General features: G+C 73.3%; 18 protein-coding genes. 4 read left to right on the top strand and 14 right to left on the bottom strand.

Annotation, left to right across the window (positions count from 1 at the left end; genetic code table 11):
• Position 1: 1 nt before the first annotated feature.
• Together ACFPZI_RS05975 and ACFPZI_RS05970 are read right to left on the bottom strand one after the other, a co-directional pair.
• Entirely contained in the window at positions 2-709 is a 708-nt protein-coding gene (locus tag ACFPZI_RS05975; RefSeq protein WP_381359535.1) for a polysaccharide deacetylase family protein, read from the bottom strand.
• Between the two features lie 197 nt (positions 710-906).
• Complete coding sequence (locus ACFPZI_RS05970; protein ID WP_381359098.1) at positions 907-1,827, bottom strand: polysaccharide deacetylase family protein; 921 nt, start codon at positions 1,825-1,827, stop codon at positions 907-909.
• A 112-nt stretch (positions 1,828-1,939) separates the two neighbouring features.
• Between ACFPZI_RS05970 and ACFPZI_RS05965 the strand changes: the two genes are divergently transcribed.
• A complete protein-coding gene (locus tag ACFPZI_RS05965; RefSeq protein WP_381359095.1) occupies positions 1,940-3,175 on the top strand; it encodes a THUMP-like domain-containing protein in 1,236 nt (411 codons plus the stop codon).
• Positions 3,176-3,214: 39 nt separating this feature from the next.
• On the opposite strand, the gene ACFPZI_RS05960 is transcribed toward ACFPZI_RS05965, so the two are convergent.
• From ACFPZI_RS05960 to ACFPZI_RS05950, 3 genes are all read right to left on the bottom strand, one after another.
• A complete protein-coding gene (locus ACFPZI_RS05960; RefSeq protein ID WP_381359532.1) occupies positions 3,215-4,495 on the bottom strand; it encodes an RNA polymerase sigma factor in 1,281 nt (426 codons plus the stop codon).
• Positions 4,496-4,630: 135 nt separating this feature from the next.
• A complete protein-coding gene (locus ACFPZI_RS05955; protein ID WP_381359093.1) occupies positions 4,631-4,987 on the bottom strand; it encodes a YciI family protein in 357 nt (118 codons plus the stop codon).
• A gap of 424 nt (positions 4,988-5,411) precedes the next feature.
• Complete coding sequence (locus ACFPZI_RS05950; protein ID WP_381359090.1) at positions 5,412-6,470, bottom strand: LacI family DNA-binding transcriptional regulator; 1,059 nt, start codon at positions 6,468-6,470, stop codon at positions 5,412-5,414.
• A gap of 184 nt (positions 6,471-6,654) precedes the next feature.
• Between ACFPZI_RS05950 and ACFPZI_RS05945 the strand changes: the two genes are divergently transcribed.
• Positions 6,655-8,967, top strand: coding sequence for a beta-xylosidase/alpha-l-arabinosidase (locus tag ACFPZI_RS05945; RefSeq protein ID WP_381359087.1), 2,313 nt, complete (start codon positions 6,655-6,657; stop codon positions 8,965-8,967).
• A 396-nt stretch (positions 8,968-9,363) separates the two neighbouring features.
• On the opposite strand, the gene ACFPZI_RS05940 is transcribed toward ACFPZI_RS05945, so the two are convergent.
• Genes ACFPZI_RS05940 through tsaB form a run of 4 tightly spaced genes read right to left on the bottom strand, consistent with a single transcriptional unit; the run spans position 9,364 to position 11,975 of the window.
• A complete protein-coding gene (locus ACFPZI_RS05940; RefSeq protein WP_381359084.1) occupies positions 9,364-9,633 on the bottom strand; it encodes a hypothetical protein in 270 nt (89 codons plus the stop codon).
• Positions 9,630-10,733 (bottom strand): tRNA (adenosine(37)-N6)-threonylcarbamoyltransferase complex transferase subunit TsaD, encoded by a 1,104-nt coding sequence (gene tsaD, locus ACFPZI_RS05935; RefSeq protein ID WP_381359082.1) that lies wholly within the window; start codon positions 10,731-10,733, stop codon positions 9,630-9,632. Before tsaD ends, ACFPZI_RS05940 begins: the two co-directional genes overlap by 4 nt.
• Entirely contained in the window at positions 10,726-11,316 is a 591-nt protein-coding gene (rimI, locus tag ACFPZI_RS05930; RefSeq protein ID WP_381359529.1) for a ribosomal protein S18-alanine N-acetyltransferase, read from the bottom strand. The genes tsaD and rimI overlap by 8 nt, the downstream gene beginning before the upstream one ends.
• A 5-nt stretch (positions 11,317-11,321) precedes the next feature.
• Complete coding sequence (gene tsaB, locus ACFPZI_RS05925) at positions 11,322-11,975, bottom strand: tRNA (adenosine(37)-N6)-threonylcarbamoyltransferase complex dimerization subunit type 1 TsaB (RefSeq protein ID WP_381359079.1); 654 nt, start codon at positions 11,973-11,975, stop codon at positions 11,322-11,324.
• A gap of 209 nt (positions 11,976-12,184) precedes the next feature.
• Here tsaB and ACFPZI_RS05920 point away from each other — a divergent pair, with 209 nt between their 5' ends.
• Positions 12,185-12,739: a hypothetical protein gene (locus ACFPZI_RS05920; protein ID WP_381359527.1), complete on the top strand. Its 555-nt coding sequence runs from the start codon at positions 12,185-12,187 to the stop codon at positions 12,737-12,739.
• An 89-nt stretch (positions 12,740-12,828) separates the two neighbouring features.
• Here the strand turns inward: ACFPZI_RS05920 and ACFPZI_RS05915 are convergent, their stop codons facing one another.
• From ACFPZI_RS05915 to ACFPZI_RS05895, 5 genes are all read right to left on the bottom strand, one after another.
• Complete coding sequence (locus ACFPZI_RS05915; RefSeq protein WP_381359076.1) at positions 12,829-13,014, bottom strand: hypothetical protein; 186 nt, start codon at positions 13,012-13,014, stop codon at positions 12,829-12,831.
• Between the two features lie 179 nt (positions 13,015-13,193).
• On the bottom strand, positions 13,194-13,700 hold the full coding sequence (gene tsaE, locus ACFPZI_RS05910) for a tRNA (adenosine(37)-N6)-threonylcarbamoyltransferase complex ATPase subunit type 1 TsaE (RefSeq protein ID WP_381359074.1): 507 nt from the start codon (positions 13,698-13,700) through the stop codon (positions 13,194-13,196).
• Positions 13,701-13,790: 90 nt separating this feature from the next.
• A complete protein-coding gene (locus tag ACFPZI_RS05905; RefSeq protein WP_381359072.1) occupies positions 13,791-15,029 on the bottom strand; it encodes an alpha/beta fold hydrolase in 1,239 nt (412 codons plus the stop codon).
• 112 nt (positions 15,030-15,141) lie between these two features.
• Positions 15,142-16,317 carry an alanine racemase gene (gene alr / locus ACFPZI_RS05900; protein ID WP_381359069.1) on the bottom strand — a complete coding sequence of 392 codons (1,176 nt, stop codon included), beginning with the start codon at positions 16,315-16,317 and terminating at the stop codon, positions 15,142-15,144.
• Between the two features lie 143 nt (positions 16,318-16,460).
• Positions 16,461-17,957, bottom strand: coding sequence for an NAD(P)H-hydrate dehydratase (locus tag ACFPZI_RS05895; RefSeq protein ID WP_381359066.1), 1,497 nt, complete (start codon positions 17,955-17,957; stop codon positions 16,461-16,463).
• Here ACFPZI_RS05895 and ACFPZI_RS05890 point away from each other — a divergent pair.
• Positions 17,874-19,406: a right-handed parallel beta-helix repeat-containing protein gene (locus tag ACFPZI_RS05890; protein ID WP_381359524.1), complete on the top strand. Its 1,533-nt coding sequence runs from the start codon at positions 17,874-17,876 to the stop codon at positions 19,404-19,406. The two genes, ACFPZI_RS05895 and ACFPZI_RS05890, sit on opposite strands and share 84 nt — an antisense overlap.
• Positions 19,407-19,589: the final 183 nt, after the last annotated feature.

Below are 19,589 nucleotides of genomic sequence, written 5' to 3'. Positions count from 1 at the left end.
TTCACCGGACGTAGTCCTCCAGCCTCCCGACCCTCAACCCCCGCTCCTCCAGTTCGCGCAGCAAACGTGTCGTCCGTTGCGTCAGGGTCAGCGGCGGGCCCTCGCCCGCGGGGACGGAGATGATGTCGCCGGGGGCCAGGCGGTGGGCGCCGCGGATGTACGTGAGGGTGCCGTCGCCTTCCAGGGTGACCCGCCAGAGCACGACCGCCTTGATGCCGCAGTCGGCGGCGGCCCGGAGGGTGGTGGTGTCGTACGTGCCGTAGGGCGGGCGGAACAGGTGGGGGCGGATACCGAAGCGGGACGTGAGCTTGCGCTGCTGGCCGCAGATCTCGGCGCGCTGACCGGCGTAGGGCAGGCCGCGCAGGGCGGGGTGGTCGAGGGTGTGGTTCTGCAGGCTCGCGCCGACCGAGCGCAGCCGGGCGAAGTGGCCGTAACCGGGCCCCACCACGCTGTCCGTGAGGAACATGCTGACGGGGAGGCGACGCCCGCGGACGAGGTCGATGAAGCGGGGGTCGCGTTCGGCGCCGTCGTCGTAGGTCAGGAAGACGACCTTGTCCCGGGTCGGGACGTGGTCGACGACGGGCGGGAGGCGGCCGGGCGACTGGCCCGCTCCGTCGCCCGTGTCCCCGGCGCCTTTCCCCGCACCCGCACCCGTCCCCGCCTCTTCTCCTGCCCCTGCCCCTGCCCCTGCCCCTGCCCCTGCCCCTATCCCTGGCCCTGGGACTGTCCCTGCCCCTATCCCTGGCCCTGCCCCTGACCCTGGGACTGGGACTGGGACTGGCCCTGGGACTGGCCCTGGGACTGTCGGGCCCGCGACCGGCTGCCCGCCGGCCGGGCCGCAGCCCGCGAGTGCCGCGGGCAGGACGAGACCCGCGGCCAGGAGAACCGCCGCGACCCCCCGCCGGATCACAGGTAGTCCTCCAGGCGCCCCACCGCGTATCCCTCGGCCGTGACCTTGTCCAGGAAGCGGCGGATCATGTCGGGCATGGTGCCCTCCCATTCGTCACGGCCCCGGAAGTGGGAGAGGACGATGTCGCCGGGGTGCAGGTCCCGGTCCCCCTCGCGGTAGTCCCAGCGGTCGACGAAGACCTCCTCGTTCCACAGCGGGGCGTACTCGATGCCGCAGGACTTGGCCGCGCGCAGGGTGTCCTTGTTGTAGTTGCCGAACGGCGGACGGAAGAGGACGGGGCGGTCGCCGTACCGCTGCTCGATGACGTCCTGCATGCCGCAGATCTCACGCTTCTGGCGGGCGTAGGACAGGCCGGGCAGGTACGGGTGGTTCAGGGTGTGGTTGTTCAGGCCGACGCCCCGGTCCCGCATCTTCTCGAAGTAGCCGTAGTCCTCCTTGATGACGTAGTCGCTGAGGAACACGGTGTACGGGATCTTCAGCTCGCTCATCATGCGCAGGAACGCGGGGTCCTTCTCGGCACCGTCGTCGATGGTGAGGAAGACGACCTTCTCCTCGGTGGGGACGGTGGTGAAGACCGGGGGAAGGCCCAGTTCCCGGTGCCCGTCGACCTCGAAGCCCTCACGGGTGGTGATCCTCGGCTTCTTCTCGGGCGCCGGCGGAGCGGTCCGGGGTACCCGCTTGAGCCCCCAGCGCTTCGCGGTGGCCACCCGCGCGGCGCGCAGTTCGGTGGCGTAGGGGTCGAGCGCGCGGGCCGAGGGCGCATGGAGGGGCTGCTGCCCGCCCGCGGGCGGGGCGGCGTCGGGGCCCTTTTCACAGCCCGCGACGAGAGGGGCGAGGGTCGCGAGGGCGAGTACGGCGACACCGGCCCGCACTCCCACCAGTGACCACCTTTTGTCATTTTGTCCTACTACTCGCATGGCGTCGGATCCTCTCAGTCCCCCGCCCCGGACCCGGCCCGACACCGCGGTCGGCGGCACACCGTCCACCGACTGGCCCACAACGGGCCCGTACCTGACCCACAATGGGCCGGTGAACGACCGCGCCCCCCTTCCTGCCCCATCCCTCGCCCCGCTCCTCACCCCCGAGGGCCGCGCCCTCCTCGACGAAGTGCGCGACACCGATCCGGCGCATGAACTCGCCGTCGCGACCCGGCTGCGCCGTGAGCATCCGGCGGAACTGGTCTCGGCGGCGCTCGGCCAGGCGCGGCTGCGGCAGCGGGCGGTGGCGAAGTTCGGGGCCGAGGACGCCGGGCGGATGTTCTTCACGCCGAACGGGGTCGAGCAGTCGACCCGGGCGAGCGTGGCGGCATACCGGGCGGGGCGGCTGAAGGAGCTGGGGGTGACCTCGGTGGCCGACCTGTGCTGCGGGATCGGCGGGGACGCGATCGCGCTGGCCCGCACCGGAATCCGGGTGCTTGCGGTGGACCGGGACCCGCTCACCGCGGCGGCGGCCCGGGCCAACGCCGACACGCTGGGGCTCGCGGATCTGATCGAGGTGCGGGAGGCAGACGTGACGGAGGTGGACACCGCCGGGTACGACGCCGTCTTCGTCGACCCGGCCCGGCGCGGCGGCCGCGGCCGCATCTTCGACCCCGAGGCCTACTCGCCCCCGCTGTCCTGGGCGATCGAGGCGGCCCGCAGGGCGCCCCGCGCCGCCGCCCTGAAGGTCGCGCCGGGCATCCCGCACGAGGCCGTTCCCGGTGACGCGGAGGCCGAGTGGATCTCGGACGGCGGGGACGTGAAGGAGGCGGTGCTGTGGTTCGGCACCGGGCACGCGGCCGCCCCCTCGCAGGCGAGCCCCGACCCGGGCCCCGGCGCGGTGCGCGCGACCCTGCTGCCCGGCCCCCGCACGCTGCTCTCCCGCGGGCTGCCCGACCCGGCGGTGCGTCCGCCCGGCCGGTACCTGTACGAGCCCGACGGCGCCGTCATCCGCGCGCATCTCGTCGCCGAGGTCGCCGAACAGCTCGACGGCGGGCTCATCGACGCGACCATCGCCTACATCACCGCCGACGAACACCGCCCGACGCCCTACGCCACCGCCTACGAGATCACCGACCGGCTCCCCTTCAACGTCAAGAAGCTGAAGGCGCTGCTGCGGGAGCGTCAGGTCGGCACACTGACCGTCAAGAAGCGCGGCTCGGCGGTGGAACCGGAGGAACTCCGCCGCAAGGCCCTCCCCAAACCCCACGGCCGCGCGTCCGTCACCGTCTTCCTCACCCGCGTCGCCGGCGCCCCGACCATGCTGCTCGGCCACCCACTGCGCTGAGCTTCGAGCCGGAAGCCGCCTCCCTCAGCCTCCAGCCCGTCAGCCTCCCGCCCGTCGCAGCAACATCTCCCGTTCCCGCTCGTTCCTGGTCAGGGATGCCGCTCGTTCGAATTCCGCGCGGGCCTCCTCGGTGCGGCCGAGGCGGGCCAGCAGGTCTCCTCGGACGCTCGGCAGGAGGTGGTAGTCCCGGAGCGCCGGTACGTCGGTCAGGGCGTCGACGAGGGGGAGGGCGGCGGCGGGGCCGTCGGCCATGGAGACGGCGACCGCGCGGTTGAGTTCGACGACCGGGGACGGGGCGCGGGCGGCGAGGAGACCGTAGAGGGCGGCGATGCGGCGCCAGTCGGTGTCCTCGTAGCGGTACGCGTGCGCGTGGCAGGCGGCGATGGCGGCCTGGAGGGCGTACGGGCCCAGGGCGCCGCCCGCCGTCGCGTCGGCTCGGGTGAGGGCGGTGACGCCCCGGGCGATGAGCATGCGGCTCCAACGGGCCCTGTTCTGGTCCTTGAGCAGGACCGGTTCGCCGTCCGGGCCGGTGCGGGCGGCGGCGCGGGAGGTCTGGAACTCCAGCAGCGCGGTGAGGCCGTGGACCTCGGGTTCCTTGGGCATCAGCCCGGACAGCACACGGGCCAGCCGCAGCGCGTCCTCGCACAGGCCGGGGCGCAGCCAGTCGTCGCCCGCGGTGGCCGCGTACCCCTCGTTGAAGATCAGGTAGATGACGTCCAGGACCGAGCCGAGGCGGGTCTCGCGGTCGGGGCCGTAGGGCACCTCGAAGGCGACGTTCTTCGTCGCGAGGGTCCGCTTCGCACGCACGAGGCGCTGAGCCACCGTCGGTTCCGGGACCAGGAACGCGCGGGCGATCTCGGCCGTGGTCAGACCGCCGAGCAGGCGCAGGGTGAGGGCGATGCGCGCCTCGGCGGACAGGGCCGGGTGGCACGCGGTGAAGACGAGCCGGAGCAGGTCGTCGTCGATGCCGTCGGGGTCGGCGGGCTCCTCCGGCGGCGCCACCGCCGAGATGTCCCGGCCGATTTCGGCCAGCTTGCGGGCGTAGTTCTCGCGGCGCCGGATCAGGTCGACGGCACGGTTCCTGGCGGTGGCCATGAGCCACGCGCCCGGGTTGTCGGGCACGCCGTCCCTCGGCCACTGCTCCAGCGCGGCGACGAGGGCGTCCTGCGCCAGCTCCTCCGCGATGCCGACGTCACGGACGAGGCGGGCCACGCCGGCGATGACGCGTGGGGACTCCAGGCGGAAGACGGTCTCGACGGTCCGGCGCGCCCGGACCGCCGCGGGGGACTCGGCCGGGTCACCGGGCGCGGTGGCTGCCACCGTCTCGGCCGCGCCGTGCGGGATGGGCGGGATGGGGGTGGGTTGCGATGTCACAGCCCACCCTCACACACCCCTACGACACCGGAGGCCGGGAAGCGACCCCGCCGGGCCGCTCCGCCACCGGTCAGCCCTCGGTCAGCCCTCGACGATCTCCCGCACCTCGCAGGTCACCGTCCAGTGCTCCTCGTGCACCTTCAGGAACCGCTCGACCCACTCGATCGCCTCGGCCGAGTCCTTGGCCTGCATCAGCGCGTAGCCTCCGATGACCTCCTTGGACTCGGTGAACGGCCCGTCCGTCACGGACAGTCGGCCGCCTTCGTAGTGCACCCGGGTGCCCTGGGCCGTCGGGGTCAGCCCGGCGGTGTCCAGCAGGACCCCGGCCTTCGTCATCTCCTCGATCAGCTCGCCCATCCGCTGCATCAGTTCGGGGCTGGGCCCCTCCGCGGGCGCGTCGGACTCGTCGATCCGGATCAGGGAGAGAAAGCGCGGCATGGTGACTCCTCATGTCGTCGTGTCGTACGGGCCGGGCCCTCCCCGGCCTCTCACCCCCGCGTCGAACGGGCGACGCCGGAATCGACACGCTCCCCCGGATTTCCCTGAACTTTCTTGAACCTTCTTCCGGCGCGCCGCGAGTCACCGCAGCGACGCCCACACCTCCTCCGCCTCCGGCTGGTCCGCCACCACCCGGTTGGCGTCCCAGGGCGTCGGGAGCACCGGCATCATGACGGTGGTGACCGCGGGCGACGACAGGCCCTTCAGGCTCTGGGCGAAGCGGGTCAGCTCGGCCGGCGAGTCCGGGCCGGTGTCGGTCGTGAGGCTGCTGGTGACCGCGCGAGCCCCGAGAAGCGAACCTTTCGGACTCGTCAGCGACAGGCTTCGAGTGCCGCCCCGCCGACGCCCAGAAGCCCGAAAACCGTCAGCCTCCGGCCGGCGGCGCCCCCGTGCTGCTGCGCACCACCAGGCTCGTCGCCAGTTCCACCCGGGTCGCGGCCGCCGCCGCGTCCTCGCCCTTGCCGAGGTCGAGCACCAGCCTGGCCGCCGCCTCCGCCATCTCCGTCAGCGGCTGCCGTACGGTCGTCAGCGGCGGCCCCACCCAGCGGGCCACCGGCAGATCGTCGAACCCGACCACGCTCAGGTCCTCGGGAATCCGCAGGCCCAGCTCACGTGCCGCCTCGTAGAGACCGAGCGCCTGGAGGTCGTTGCCGGCGAAGACCGCGGTGGGCCGGTCGGGGCGGCGCAGCAGGGCGAGGCCCTGGCGGTACCCGGTCTCATGATGGAAGTCGCCGGTCATGATCAGCCCGGGGTCCACCGGAAGCCCGCCGGTCTCCAGCGCGGCCCGGTAGCCGTCGATACGGGCGCGGCTGCACATCATCTGCGAGGGCCCGCTGATCGCCCCGATCCTGGTGTGCCCCAGCTCGACCAGGTGCCGGGTGGCGGCGAGTCCGCCCTGCCAGTTGGTCGCGCCGATGGAGGGCACGTCGGTGCCGGGGTCACCGGCCGGGTCCATCACCACGAACGGGATGGAACGGCTGGTCAGCAGCGCCCGCCCGGACTCGTCGAGGCCGGACAGGACGAGGATCACCCCGTGCGGGCGGCGCGCGGCGACCTGGTCGGCCCAGGTCCGCCCCGGGGTGAGCCGCCCCGCGCTCTCGGAGAGCACGACGCTCAGTCCGGCGTCCCTCGCCACGTTCTCCACGCCCCGGATGACCTCCATCGCCCAGGCGCTCTCGAGTTCGTGGAAGACCAGGTCGATCAGCGGCGAGCGGGTGGCCTCGGCCCGCCGGCGCCGGTAGCCGTGGGCACGCAGCAGTTCCTCGACCCGGCTCCGGGTGGCGGGGGCGACATCGGCACGGCCGTTGAGGACCTTCGAAACAGTCGGCGCCGAGACGCCGGCCTCGCGGGCGATTTCGGCGAGGGTCGCAGTCTGCGTGCTGCGCCCTCGCGTCCGGGTTTCGGCGGGCTGCGAGGAAGTCATGGCCGCGATCGTATCCCTGCGGACCCCCTTGACGAAGTCTTCCTTGCGCCACAGGTTCCCGGAACATTCGATACACAGTCCGAAACATTCGTAACCCGAGGCAGTAGTCCCCCGCAGACCCCGCCGCAGAGCCCGTCATGGAGAACGTTCGTGAGAGGGCCGTCCGTCCCCCGACAGGAGTTTCATGACCACCGCGCCCTGGCGTGATCCCGCCCTGCCCGCCGCCGCCCGTGTCGACGACCTGCTCGCCCGGATGACCCTGGAGGAGAAGACCGCCCAGCTGTACGGGGTCTGGGTGGGCGCGGACACGGACGGCGGGGGAGTCGCCCCGCACCAGCACGACATGACCTCCGACTACGACTGGGACGAGCTGATCGTCCACGGCCTCGGCCAGCTCACCCGCTCCTTCGGCACGGCCCCCGTCGACCCGGATCTCGGTACGCAGGCGCTGGCCCGCGCCCAGCGCCGGATCGCGCGGGCGGGCAGGTTCGGCATCCCGGCGGTCGCGCACGAGGAGTGCCTGGCCGGATTCACCGCCTGGCAGGCCACCGCCTACCCGGTGCCACTGGCCTGGGGCGCCACCTTCCACCCCGAGCTGGTCGAGGAGATGGCCCGTCGCATCGGCCACGACCTGCGTTCGGTCGGCGTCCACCAGGGCCTCGCGCCGGTCCTGGACGTCGTCCGCGATCCGCGCTGGGGCAGGGTGGAGGAGACGATCGGCGAGGACCCGTACCTGGTCGGCACCATCGGCACCGCCTATGTGCGCGGACTGGAGTCCGCCGGGGTGGTCGCCACCCTCAAGCACTTCGCCGGGTACGCCTCCTCGGCCGGCGCCCGCAACCTCGCTCCCGTGCGGGCGGGCGTGAGGGAGTTCGCCGACGTCACCCTGCCGCCGTTCGAGATGGCGCTGCGCGAGGGCGGGGCGCGCTCGGTGATGGCCGCGTACACCGAGACGGACGGCGTGCCCGCCTCGGCCGACCCGGCCCTGCTGACCCGGCTCCTGCGGGAGGAATGGGGATTCACCGGCACGGTCGTCGCCGACTACTTCGGCATCGGCTTCCTGGAGAGCCTGCACCGGGTCGCCGCGACCCCGGCCGAGGCGGCGCACGCGGCACTGCTGGCCGGCATCGACGTCGAACTGCCCACCCTGAAGTGCTACGGCGAGCCCCTCCTGGACGCGGTCCGGGCCGGCGAGGTCCCCGAGGCACTGGTGGGCCGGGCGGCCCGCCGGGTGCTGCTCCAGAAGTGCGAGCTGGGCCTCCTCGACGAGGACTGGACCCCGGAGCCGGGCATCCCCGTCGACCTGGACTCCACGGGGAACCGCGCCCTGGCCCGCGGCCTGGCCGAGGAGTCGGTGGTCCTCCTCGACAACCCCGGCGGGCTGCTCCCGCTCTCCCCCGACACCCGGATCGCGGTCGTCGGCCCCCGCGCGGCCGACGCCCTGGCCATGCTGGGCTGCTACTCCTTCCCCTCCCACGTCCTCACCCACCATCCCGGCAAGCCGACGGGCATCGGCATCCCGACCGTGCTGGAAGCGCTGCGCGCCGAACTGCCCGATGCCAAGGTGACGTTCGCGGAGGGCTGCGACACCTTGGACCCGGACACCGGCGGCTTCGAGGAGGCCGTCGCCCGTACCGCCGAGGCGGACGTGTGCGTGGCGGTCCTCGGCGACCGGGCCGGGCTGTTCGGCCGCGGCACCTCCGGCGAGGGCTGCGACGCGACCGACCTGAGCCTGCCCGGCGTCCAGGGCGAACTGCTGGACGCGCTGGTCGCCACCGGCGTACCGGTCGTCCTGGTCCTGCTCACCGGGCGTCCTTACGCGCTCGGCCGCTGGCAGAGCCGCCTGGGCGCGGCCGTCCAGGCGTTCTTTCCCGGGGAGGAGGGCGGCCCGGCGGTGGCGGGAGTGCTGTCGGGCCGCGTCAACCCGTCCGGCCGGCTGCCCGTGAGCGTGCCCCAGGTGCCCGGCGGCCAGCCGTGGACATACCTCCAGCCGCCGCTCGGCCTCGCGGGCGAGGTCAGCAACCTCGACCCGACCCCGCTGTACGCCTTCGGCCACGGCCGCTCGTACACGACGTTCGCGTGGGAGGACTTCACGGGCGGCGACGAACCGGTGGAGCTCGCGACCGACGGGACGTACGACATCTCCCTGACCGTGCGCAACACCGGCGACCGTGACGGCGCGGAGGTCGTACAGCTCTACCTGCACGACCCGGTGGCCTCGGTGACCCGCCCGGACCTGCGCCTGATCGGCTACCAGCGCGTGCAGTTGACGCCGGGCGCGGCGGCCCGGGTGACCTTCCGCTTCCACCCGGACCTCTCGGCGTTCACCGACCGCTCGGGCCGGCGCGTGGTCGAACCCGGCGCCCTGGAACTGCGGTTGGCGGCCTCCCGCGCGGACATACGCCACACGGCCCACCTCACCCTCACCGGCCCCCTCCGCGAACTCGGCCCCGACCGGCGGCTGGTGTGCGGAACGGAGGTGTCGGACGGAGCGTGACGAGGCGGGGACGGACACAGGGCCAGGGCCAGGGCCAGGGGACAGGAGTGCCGGGGAGCAGGAGTGGCGGGGCAGGGACGGCGAGGAGCAGGAGCAGGGGCAGGAGCAGGGGCAGGAGCAGGGGCGGTGAGGGGCAGGAGCAGGAGCAGGGGTGGCGAGGGGCGTTGTCGGCCGGGGGCCCGCAACCACCCGATGCCGTTGGTCGATTCGGCTCGGCGCTCCGGGCCTCGCGAGCCCGTACCGACGGCACGGGTACTGCGGCTGCGAACCGTGACACATTCCCAGAAAGTGTCACGGTCGGCGGGCTCATGCCCCGGGTCCCCCGGATGCGCCCACAGCATCCCGCCCCTCGCCACCCCACATTCACCCCGCACTCAAGAGGCGGTCAGCCCGCGGTCAGCCCGTCCCCACCGACTCGAACCGCCACCGGTGCGTCGCCCGCGTGACCAAGTCCGCTTCCGGCTCGGGTAGTTCGGGCAGGTCGGCGTCGTACGGGGCGTCCCACCAGGTGATGACGAGGACCCGGTCCTGCGGGGCGCGGAAGGTCTCCCGGCGCAAGGGGGCGGGATCGGCGGGCAGTTCCCGCACCCGCTCCTCGGCCCAGGTCAGCAGCGCCTCGCCCCGGCCGGGCACGGCCCGCGCCTCCCACATCAGCGCGACGGTCACGAGTACAGGTTCTCCTTGCTCACCTCGTGCACATGGTCGTGGGCGTGGGCGTGCGAGTGGCCCGGCACGTGCGGTTCCGTCACCGGGAGGGACGAGTCCGCGGACAGGTCCCAGTCGGAAGCCGCCCGGTTACGGGCGACCATCTCGGCGCCCAGGGCGGCCACCATCGCGCCGTTGTCCGTGCACAGCCCCGGGCGCGGTACGCGCAGCCGGATGCCCGCCGCCTCGCAGCGTTCCTGGGCCAGCGCCCGCAGCCGGGTGTTGGCGGCCACTCCACCGCCGATCATCAGATGGTCGACGCCCTCGTCCTTGCAGGCACGTACGGCCTTGCGGGTGAGCACGTCCACGACCGCCTCCTGGAAGGAGGCCGACACGTCACGTACCGGGACCTCCTCCCCCGCCGCCCGCTTGGCCTCGATCCAGCGGGCCACAGCCGTCTTCAGACCGGAGAAGGAGAAGTCGTACGCCGGGTCGCGCGGCCCGGTCAGCCCGCGCGGGAACGCGATCGCGGACGGGTCGCCCTCGCGCGCGTACCGGTCGATGACCGGGCCGCCGGGAAAGCCGAGGTTGAGCACGCGCGCGATCTTGTCGAAGGCCTCGCCGGCCGCGTCGTCGATGGTGGCGCCCATCGGGCGGACGTCGGAGGTGATGTCCGAGGAGAGCAGCAGCGAGGAGTGTCCGCCGGAGACCAGCAGCGCCATCGTCGGCTCGGGGAGCGGCCCGTGCTCCAACTGGTCGACGCAGATGTGCGAGGCGAGGTGGTTGACGCCGTACAGGGGCTTGCCGAGGGCGTAGGCGTACGCCTTCGCCGCCGAGACGCCGACCAGCAGCGCGCCGGCGAGGCCCGGACCGGCGGTGACGGCGACGCCGTCCAGGTCCCGGGCGCTCACCCCCGCCTCCTTCAGCGCGCGCTCGATGGTGGGAACCATCGCCTCCAGGTGGGCGCGCGAGGCGACCTCGGGGACGACACCGCCGAAGCGGGCGTGCTCGTCGACGCTGGAGGCGACGGCGTCCGCCAGCAGAGTGGTGCCCCGGACGACGCCGACACCGGTCTCGTCGCAGGAGGTCTCGATCCCCAGCACCAGGGGTTCGTCAGCCATGGGTCTCGGTTCCTTCTACGCCGTTCACCGGGGTCGCGGGGTTCCCGGGGTTCGCCGGATTGACGGGGGTGGACGGGTCGGCCAGCCGCATCACCAGGGCGTCCACGTTCCCCGGCTGGTAGTAGCCCTTCCTGACCCCGATGGTCTCGAAGCCGAAGCGCTCGTACAGCTTCTGGGCCTGGACGTTGTCGATCCGGCACTCCAGCAGCACCTCGGCGCACTCGAACGCGGTCGCCGCCCGCAGCAGCTCCGTCAGCAGCCGCGAGCCGAGGCCGGTGCCCCAGTGGTCCCGGCTGACGGCGATCGTCTGGACGTCGGCCACCCCGGTCGCCGCGCCCGTGCCCTCGTCGCCGTCGGCCGCCGCACCGGCGGAGGTGAGGCCCGCGTATCCGACGAGACGGCCGTCCTCCTCGGCGACCACGTAACGGCGGGTCGCCGCGGGACCGCGCGCATGGGCCAGCTCGGACCAGAACATCCCCCGTGACCAGGCGTCCTCGGGGAACAGCTCACGCTCCAGCCGGAACACGCGTTCGATGTCCCACCAGCGCATCTCGCGCAACGCGACCTTCTCGGGCCCTGTCACTTGTGTCACTTGGGGGTGACCACCTTGTAGTTCTTGGGAACCTGGGCATCGGGGCGGCGCAGGTACAGCGGTCGGGGCGCGGGCAGTTCCACGCCGGCCGCCAGCCGCTCGGCGGCCAGCCGGGCGAGGGCGGCGGCACTCACGTACTCGGGCTCGTGCGCCGTGAAGAAGGTGTCGGGGTACAGCAGCGCGCCGGCGCCGACCGCGGGCAGCCCCGCGACCTGACCGGCGATGTCGGCGGGCCGGTCGACGGCGGGGTCGGTGAGGCGGGTACGGGAGTCGGCGTACCGCGCCCAGTAGACCTCCTTGCGGCGGGCGTCGGTCGCCACGACGAAGGGGCCCTCCAGGCCGGTGGCGTACGCGAGGCCGTCCAGCGTGCACACGCCGTACACGGGGACACCGAGCGCGAGCCCGAAGGTGTCCGCGGTCATCAGGCCGACCCTCAGCCCGGTGTACGGTCCGGGGCCGATACCGACGACGATCCCGGTGAGGGCGCCCACCTTCAGACCGGCCTCGGCGAGCACCCGGTCGATCGCCGGGAGCAGCAGTTCGCCGTGGCGGCGGGCGTCCACCTGGCTCGACGAGGCGATGACGTCGTCGCCGTCGTGCAGCGCGACGGTGACGGCAGGGGTGGCGGTATCCAGAGCGAGCAGGAGCACACAAACAGCCTACGGCTCCCCGCACCCCGTGTCGGACGGCCCGGTCGGACGGTCACGTACTGCTACCGTCACATCGACGTATGCACATTCCGGACGATCCCGGACGATCCCGAATGATCACCACCGGGGTGGTGGCGGCAGCGGGTACGACGCGAGAGCGGGTGCGACGCGACACGGCGGGCCAGGACGGGACAGAGGTGGTGACGGCGGTGGCAGGGAACAGCTCGGCGACCGTGGCGGGGCTGACCGCGGCGGCCCTCCTGACGGTCGGCGTCCTCGGCTACCAGGCGTCGGCCCACGCACCGGCCGCTCCGCACGCGGCCCGCACGGACACGGACACCGCACGGGCCGCCCTGCAGGCGGACCGGGGCAATCACTCCCCCGCCGCCCTGCCCAAGGGCTCCGGCCGGGGCCCCCGGGTCGTCTACGCCCTGGGCGACGACCGGGTGTGGCTGGTCGAGGACGGCGGCAAGGTCCGGCACACCTTCGCGGTCAGTCCCAGCACGGTGGACCCGGAGCCGGGCACCTACCGGGTCACCTCCCGCTCGAAGGCCATCACGGGATCGGACGGCATCCCCGTCGAACACGTCGTCCGCTTCGCCGGCAACGACGGCACGGCGATCGGTTTCAGCGCGGCGCTCGACGGATCGGCCCCGGAACCGGACCCGAAGGTCCCCACCGGCGGCATCCGCGAAACCCGCGCGGACGGCGAGGCGATGTGGAAGTTCGCCACCATCGGCCGCGAGGTCGTCGTCGTGCGGTAGCCGCGACATCGCCCACAACCCATGACGCATGACGTACGGCGCATGACGAATGACGCATGACGTACGGCTACGGCGGTGACGGGCCTGGGTCAGGCGGCCTCGCGGTGGCCGTTGCCCGGCTCGGCGAGCCGGGGACGCGGGTGCGGTTCGGGAGCGCGGGGCGGGGTGGAGATCGCGGCGGCGGCCGCGCCGGCCGCCAGCAGGTCGCGCATCGACACCCCGGCGAACGACTGCGGCCGCACCTCGGTCCGGCGAGAGCTCTCGGTGACCGGCATGGACGCCTCCTGAGGCCGGGGGCGGACGTAGTTAGGTAGACCTAACTACGAGCTGAATACCATGTGACCACGCCCGGGACACCAAATGCAAGATTTTACCGACACCTTGTCGGAACGCGCGGAGAACGGACACCACGGGCACAGCGCGCCGGCCCGCCCCGCCCAGGCCGGCGGTGCGCTCAGGCCGACAGCGCGCTCAGGTCCGCGCCCGCCCAGCGGTCGCCCAGGCCGGTCAGCGTCACGTGCCGGACCTCGTCCGTGGTGTCGCCGACCGCGCGGTGGATGACGAGCTGGAGCCGGTCGTCGGTCAGCTCCTCGAGCCTGCCCTCGCCCCACTCCACGACGATCACCGACTCGGGCAGCGAGACGTCGAGATCCAGGTCCTCCATCTCGTCCAGTCCGCCCGACAGCCGGTACGCGTCGACGTGGACCAGCGGCGGTCCGTCCCCCAGGGACGGGTGCACGCGGGCGATCACGAAGGTCGGGGAGGTGACGGCACCCCGTACTCCGAGCCCCTCGCCGAGCCCGCGGGTCAGCGTGGTCTTGCCCGCGCCCAGCTCGCCGGTGAGCATCACGAGGTCGCCGGCGCGCAGCAGCTTGGCGAGGGCACGGCCCAGGTCCCGCATCCGGTCGGGGGAACTGACGACCAACCGGACGGACGGGGGGGACGCTGCGACTTCTTCCATCATCACTCACTTGCAGTAGTACAGGGGCCACACCCCGCAAGGGGTCGGTTCGGGCTGACCACCGCCGAAAAAGGCCGGCAGCCGTCTCCGTCAGGAGGAGGCGGGGTCACAGCCACCCACGGTAGCCGTGGCGGACACCGCCCCGGTGCGGGCGAGCAGATCGGCGAGGCGGTCGGTGACCACTTCCGGATGCTCCAGGATGACCAGGTGCCCGGCGTCCGGTACCAGTACCAGTTCGGCGTCCGGCAGCAGCCCGGCGATGACCTCGCTGTGCTCGCTGGGCGTGATCAGGTCCTTCACCCCGGCCAGCACGAGCACCGGGAGACCGGTGAAGTGGGCGAGGGCCTCGGTCTTGTCGTGCTCGCTGAAGGCCGGGTAGTACTCGGCGACGACGTCGATCGGGGTGGACTCGATCATCCGCTCGGCGAACCGGGCGACGGCCGGGTCGACGTCCCGGGCCGCGAACGAGTACCGCTTGATGATCCCGGCGAACAGGTCCGCGGTGGCTTGGCGCCCCTTCTCCACCAGCTCGGCCCGCTGCCCCAGCACCTTCAACACCCCCGGCAGCACCCGCCGCACCGCGTTGACCCCGGCCACGGGCAGCCCGAAATTGACCTCGCCCAGCCGTCCCGGCGACGTGCCGACGAGGGCGACACCGACGACCCGCTCACGGATCAGCCCGGGGTACCGGTCGGCGAGGGCCATCACCGTCATCCCGCCCATGGAATGCCCGACCAGTACGATCGGCCCCTCGGGGGCGGCGGCGTCAATGACGGCCTTGAGATCCTGCCCCAGCTGGTCGATGGTGACCGGCTCGCCCCGCTCGACCTGGGCCGCGCCCCGCCCGGAGCGGCCGTGGCTGCGCTGGTCCCAGTACACGGCCCGTACGACACCCCTGAGCGCGGCCCGCTGGAAGTGCCAGGAGTCCTGGTTGAGGCAGTAACCGTGGCTGAAGACGACCGTGACGGGGGTGGGTGACTTGCGGCCGAACAGCCGGCGGCGGCGCGCGGGAGTGGCGTCCGGGTCGGGGTCGGGGTCGTCGACCTCGTAGTACAGCTCGGTGCCGTCCTCGGCGTACGCCTTGCCGGGGGTGCCGCGCAGCGAGCCGTACGGTCCGGTGGAGTCGAGGGCGAGCCGGGCCTTCTTGCGTATGCTCCGGCCGACGGTCATCCGCTCTATGGCGACCCCGGCGGCGGCACCCGTGGCGAGCACACCTATCGCGACGCCGGCGATCCCGGTCGCCCGGCGCCAGCCACCGGACGCTTCGGCGACGGAGGCGGCAGCCATCGTGACGGCGGTGTTGACGGCCTCCGCGCTGCTCTCGCTCACGTACTGGCTCCTCTGTCGTTCCTCATGCGTATGCGGTCGGATGAGCGTACGGACGTACGGGCGTTCTGGCGTACTACTTCGTCACGCCGTCACGCCTCACGCCGTCACGCCGTCACGCCGTCACGTCATTCACATGGACGCGCGGGACGCGGGTTCCGATCCGGGTGACGATCTCGTACCCGATGGTGCCCGCGGCCTGCGCCCAGTCCTCGACGGTGGGCTCGCCTCGGTCGCCGGGGCCGAAGAGCACCGCCTCGGTGCCCGGCGGGGGCTCGTCCCCGCCGAGGTCGACGACGAACTGGTCCATCGCGATCTGCCCCGCGGCCGTACGCCACTTGCCCTCGACCAGTACCGGACCGGCGGAGGAGGCGTGCCGCGGGATGCCGTCCGCGTAGCCGAGCGGGACCAGGCCGAGGGTGGTGGCGCCCGGGGTGACGTAGTGGTGGCCGTACGAGACACCGTGCCCGCCGGGGACGTGCTTCACCAGGGCGAGGGAGGCGGTCAGGGTCATCACCTGGCGCAGCCCGAAGTCGGCGGGGGCGCCGATCTCGGGGCTGGGCGAGACCCCGTACATCGCGATGCCGGCCCGGACGAGGTCGAAGTGGCTGTCGGGGAGGGTGAGGATGGCCGGGGAGTTGGCGATGTGCCGGACCTCGGGGTCGACCCCTTGCTGTTCGGCGTACGCCACCATCTCCCGGAAGCGGATGAGCTGGGCGTCGATGGAGGGGTGCCCCGGCTCGTCGGCGCAGGCGAGGTGCGACCACAGGCCGACGACACTCAGCAGTCCGTCGGCCTCGGCGGCGAGGGCCGCGGCGACCAGCTCGGCCCAGTCCGCGGGCACGCAGCCGCCCCGCCCCAGGCCGGTGTCGGCCTTGAGGTGCACGCGCGCGGGCCGCCCGGCGGCACGCGCGGCCGCGGCGACCTCCTCCAGCGCCCACATGCCGCTGACGCCGACGTCGAGGTCGGCCTCGATCGCCTCCCGCCAGGGCCCGCCGGACGTCCACAGCCAGCACATGACGCGCACGTCGGCGGGGACCCCGGCGCCGGGCGCGCGCAGCGCCAGCGCCTCCTGCGGGGTGGCCGTGCCGAGCCAGGACGCCCCGGCCTCGACGGCCGCCCGCGCACACGCGAGGGCGCCGTGCCCGTAGGCGTCCGCCTTGACCACGGCCATGAGGGCGGCACCGGACGCGTGGGCGCGCAGGCTCCGCACATTGGCGCGCAGCGCGCCCAGATCGATCTCGGCACGGGCCCTGAAGGTCGCCTTGCGCACAGCATCGTTCTCGTTCATCGCACCCCAGTCTCTCAGAGCGGTACGCCGCCTCACCGGGAGTGGTATAGGACCGCCGCGGTGGGATAGTACGACGACGCCCGCGACCGGGGCCCGGCCCGGACTCCCTGTCATGCCCGGCCCGGGTGCGGAATCCCGCGGTCTCACCCGCGCATGACGTCCCGCCACGCCCCCGGGATCGCCTCCGCCACGTCGTGCGCCCCCACCGGCGCGCCGTCCGCCGCGTGACGTCCCGCGAGCCCGTGCAGGTAGGCCGCCACGCTGCCGGCGTCCCGGGCCGGCAGTCCCGCCGCCAGCAGCGAACCCGCCAGGCCGGACAGAACGTCCCCGCTTCCCGCCGTGGCCAGCCAGGACGTCCCGGTCGGGTTCACCCGTACGGCGGTACCCTCCCCGTCCTTCGGGTCGGCGACCAGCGTCGTGGAGCCCTTGAGCAGCACGGTCGCCCCGTACCGTCCGGCCAGTTCACGCGCCGCGACCAGCCGGCCGGCCTCGACCTCCTCGCGCTCCACGCCGAGCAACGCGGCGGCCTCTCCGGCGTGCGGGGTCAGCAGGGTCGGCGCGGAGCGGGCCCGTACGGCCGAGGCGTCGGCCAGCCGCAGGCCGTCCGCGTCGATCAGCACCGGGACGTCCGCCGCCAGCACCTCCGCCACCGGACCGGCGTCGTCCCCGGCACCCGGCCCGACGACCCACGCCTGCACCCGCCCGGCGTGCTTCGGCCCCCGGTCGGACACCAGCGTCTCGGGGAAGCGGGCGATCACGTCCCGCGCGGCGGGACCGGCGTACCGTACGGCCCCGGCCCCGCCCCGCAACGCACCGGCGACCGCGAGCACGGCGGCCCCGGGGTAGCGGGCGGACCCGGCGGCGATCCCGACGACACCGCGCCGGTACTTGTCGCTCTCCGCGCCGGGCACCGGCAGCAGCCGGGCCACGTCGGCGTGCTGGAGCGCCTCGAGTTCCGGCTCGGCGGGCAGGTCGAGACCGATGCCGACGAGCCGCACCGACCCCGCGTACTCCCGCGCCGGGTCGATGAGCAGCCCCGGCTTGTGCGTCCCGAAGGTCACCGTGAGGTCGGCCCGGAGCGCGGTGCCGCGTACCTCGCCGGTGTCCGCGTCGACGCCGCTCGGCAGGTCGACGGCGACGACCGTGGCACCGGACCGTTCGGCGGCCTCGGCAAGCGGCACCGCCTCCGGGCGCAGCCCGCCCGTGCCGCCGATTCCGACGATGCCGTCCACGACGAGATCGGCCCGCCGGACCGCCGCGACGGCAGCGGTATCGGCATCGGCATCGGCGCCCATGTCGGCGTCGGCGTCGGTGATCCCCACGGTCCGGCCGCCCGCCCGGCGCAGTGCCGCGAGCCCGGCGGCATGGGCGCGCTCCGGCGCGAGCAGCACCGCCGTGACGCCCGCGCCGCGCCGGGCCAGCCGGGCGCCGGCATAGAGGGCGTCGCCGCCGTTGTCCCCGCTGCCGACCAGCAGGACGACCCTGCTGCCGTAGACCCGGCCGTAACCCCGCCCGAGCAGATCCGCGCAGGCCGCGGCGAGCCCGGCGGCGGCGCGCTGCATCAGCGCGCCCTCCGGCAGCCGCGCCATCAGGTCCCGCTCCGCCGCCCTGACCGTCTCCACGCTGTACGCAGTACGCATACGTCCGAGTGTCCCGCACGGAACGGTCCGACTGCCGCTTGTCGGAGGCCGCCCCGCACCCCGGAAGCCGTCCCTCCCATACCCAGGAAGCCGGTCGCTCCGCACCCCGCAAGCCGGTCGAAAGTTGTCGAAGCCCGTCCCCCGGCCGCATGCATTGACGGCATGCCGCGCCCTCGCCACACTCACCACCCCCCGCCGGATGAATCGATTCAGTCGAATCGGTTCGACGAACAGACCAGAGGAAGAGGAAGCAGAGAACCCATGGGATGCAGAGCCGCACTCCTCGCCGCAGCCGGCGCCACCGCACTCCTCACCGCCGCGGGCGCGCTGACCGCACCCGCCACCGCCGCACCCGTCGCGCCCGCTCCCGTCACCCAGGAGGCCCCCATCCAGGCCGCCGCCTGCGGGGACGGCTCCTACCAGGCCGAGGCCGTACTGAGCGGCAGCACCTGGACCGCCCGGCGCGGCAGCACCGTCGTCCACACCGGTACCGACCTGCGCGCGGCGGTCCAGGCCGCGATCGGCAGCCTGTCCACCGGCCGCACCTCCAAGGAACGGGTGGTGGTCCGCGGCTCGGGCTCGCTCTCCGCCAACTCGCGTATCTCGCTGCCGAGCTACACGGTTCTCGACGTCTGCGGCACGATCAACGTCACGGGCAGCGGCTCCGGCGACCAGGCACCGGTCTACTCCCGCGGCACACGGGACGTCGAGGTCCAGAACCTCAGCGTCACCGGCGCCCCGCTGTACGGCGTCTTCATGCGCAACGTGCAGAACGTGGTCCTGGGCCAGATCGACATGCGCCTCTCGGGCGGCCTCGGCGTCCGCATCGACAACCGCGGCGACACCAGCCAGTGGACGCGGAACGTCCGGATCGACAACGTCTACGTGTCCGGCGCCTCCAGCCACGCCGTGGAGACGTACGGAGTCGACGGCCTCACCGTCGGCACGGTCACGGCCCGCAACGTCGGCGAGTCGGGACTTCTCCTCAACCAGACCATCAACGCCACGGTCGGCAAGGTCGACGCGGAGAACGCGGGCACCGGCACCGGTTACGCCGCCTTCCGCATGGCCAACCGCAACGGCCGGATCGGCAGCTCGTACGCGACCAATATCCGCGTCGGCGAGGTCGTCGCGCGCGGCGGCGGACGGGGCGTCTTCTGCGTCTCGGAGAGCGGCGGCGCGACGATCGACCGGATCAGTCTCTCCAACACCGGCAACAACGCGATCCTGATCGAGAACTGCTACAACGTGAACCTCGCCGCCCAGAGCGGCACCGTCACCGGCGGCGGCGAGATCCGGCTGGCCGCCCGCACGGAGTTCGCGAACAACAGGGACATCACCGTCCAGAACCTGACGGTGACCAACTCGTCGATCCGCGAGAGCCCGTGCGGCGAGAACATCACGTTCCGCAACAACAGGCTGGTCAACAGCAGCCAGTCCATCTGCTGACGCGGCCGACCCGGCGGACAACGGCAAGGTGACCGGCCGGCGAAGGCGAAGCCCCGCACGCCCGGCCGGTCACCGCCGCCACCGCCCGCGCCCCGCCCGCCGAGTCATCCGCACCATTCTCACGACCGTGAACACCACGACGAGCAGGGCGGCAGCGGCGAGAAGCGCCTCTCCCCACACCGG

This window comes from Streptomyces chlorus, assembly GCF_042655885.1.
In the GTDB taxonomy this organism is placed as follows: domain Bacteria; phylum Actinomycetota; class Actinomycetes; order Streptomycetales; family Streptomycetaceae; genus Streptomyces; species Streptomyces chlorus.
Note: the sequence above shows the minus strand (reverse complement) of the source record. Positions and strands in the feature narration are given on the sequence as shown.

Excerpts from the sequence above, each read along its gene's own strand:
- tsaD (WP_381359082.1), bottom strand. The coding sequence starts at position 10,733 with ATGGCTGACGAACCCCTGGTGCTGGGGATCGAGACCTCCTGCGACGAG.
- alr (WP_381359069.1), bottom strand. The coding sequence starts at position 16,317 with ATGAACGAGAACGATGCTGTGCGCAAGGCGACCTTCAGGGCCCGTGCC.
- tsaE (WP_381359074.1), bottom strand. The coding sequence starts at position 13,700 with ATGGAAGAAGTCGCAGCGTCCCCCCCGTCCGTCCGGTTGGTCGTCAGT.
- ACFPZI_RS05895 (WP_381359066.1), bottom strand. The coding sequence starts at position 17,957 with ATGCGTACTGCGTACAGCGTGGAGACGGTCAGGGCGGCGGAGCGGGAC.
- ACFPZI_RS05950 (WP_381359090.1), bottom strand. The coding sequence starts at position 6,470 with ATGACTTCCTCGCAGCCCGCCGAAACCCGGACGCGAGGGCGCAGCACG.
- ACFPZI_RS05945 (WP_381359087.1), top strand. The coding sequence starts at position 6,655 with ATGACCACCGCGCCCTGGCGTGATCCCGCCCTGCCCGCCGCCGCCCGT.
- ACFPZI_RS05915 (WP_381359076.1), bottom strand. The coding sequence starts at position 13,014 with ATGCCGGTCACCGAGAGCTCTCGCCGGACCGAGGTGCGGCCGCAGTCG.
- ACFPZI_RS05955 (WP_381359093.1), bottom strand. The coding sequence starts at position 4,987 with ATGCCGCGCTTTCTCTCCCTGATCCGGATCGACGAGTCCGACGCGCCC.
- ACFPZI_RS05970 (WP_381359098.1), bottom strand. The coding sequence starts at position 1,827 with ATGCGAGTAGTAGGACAAAATGACAAAAGGTGGTCACTGGTGGGAGTG.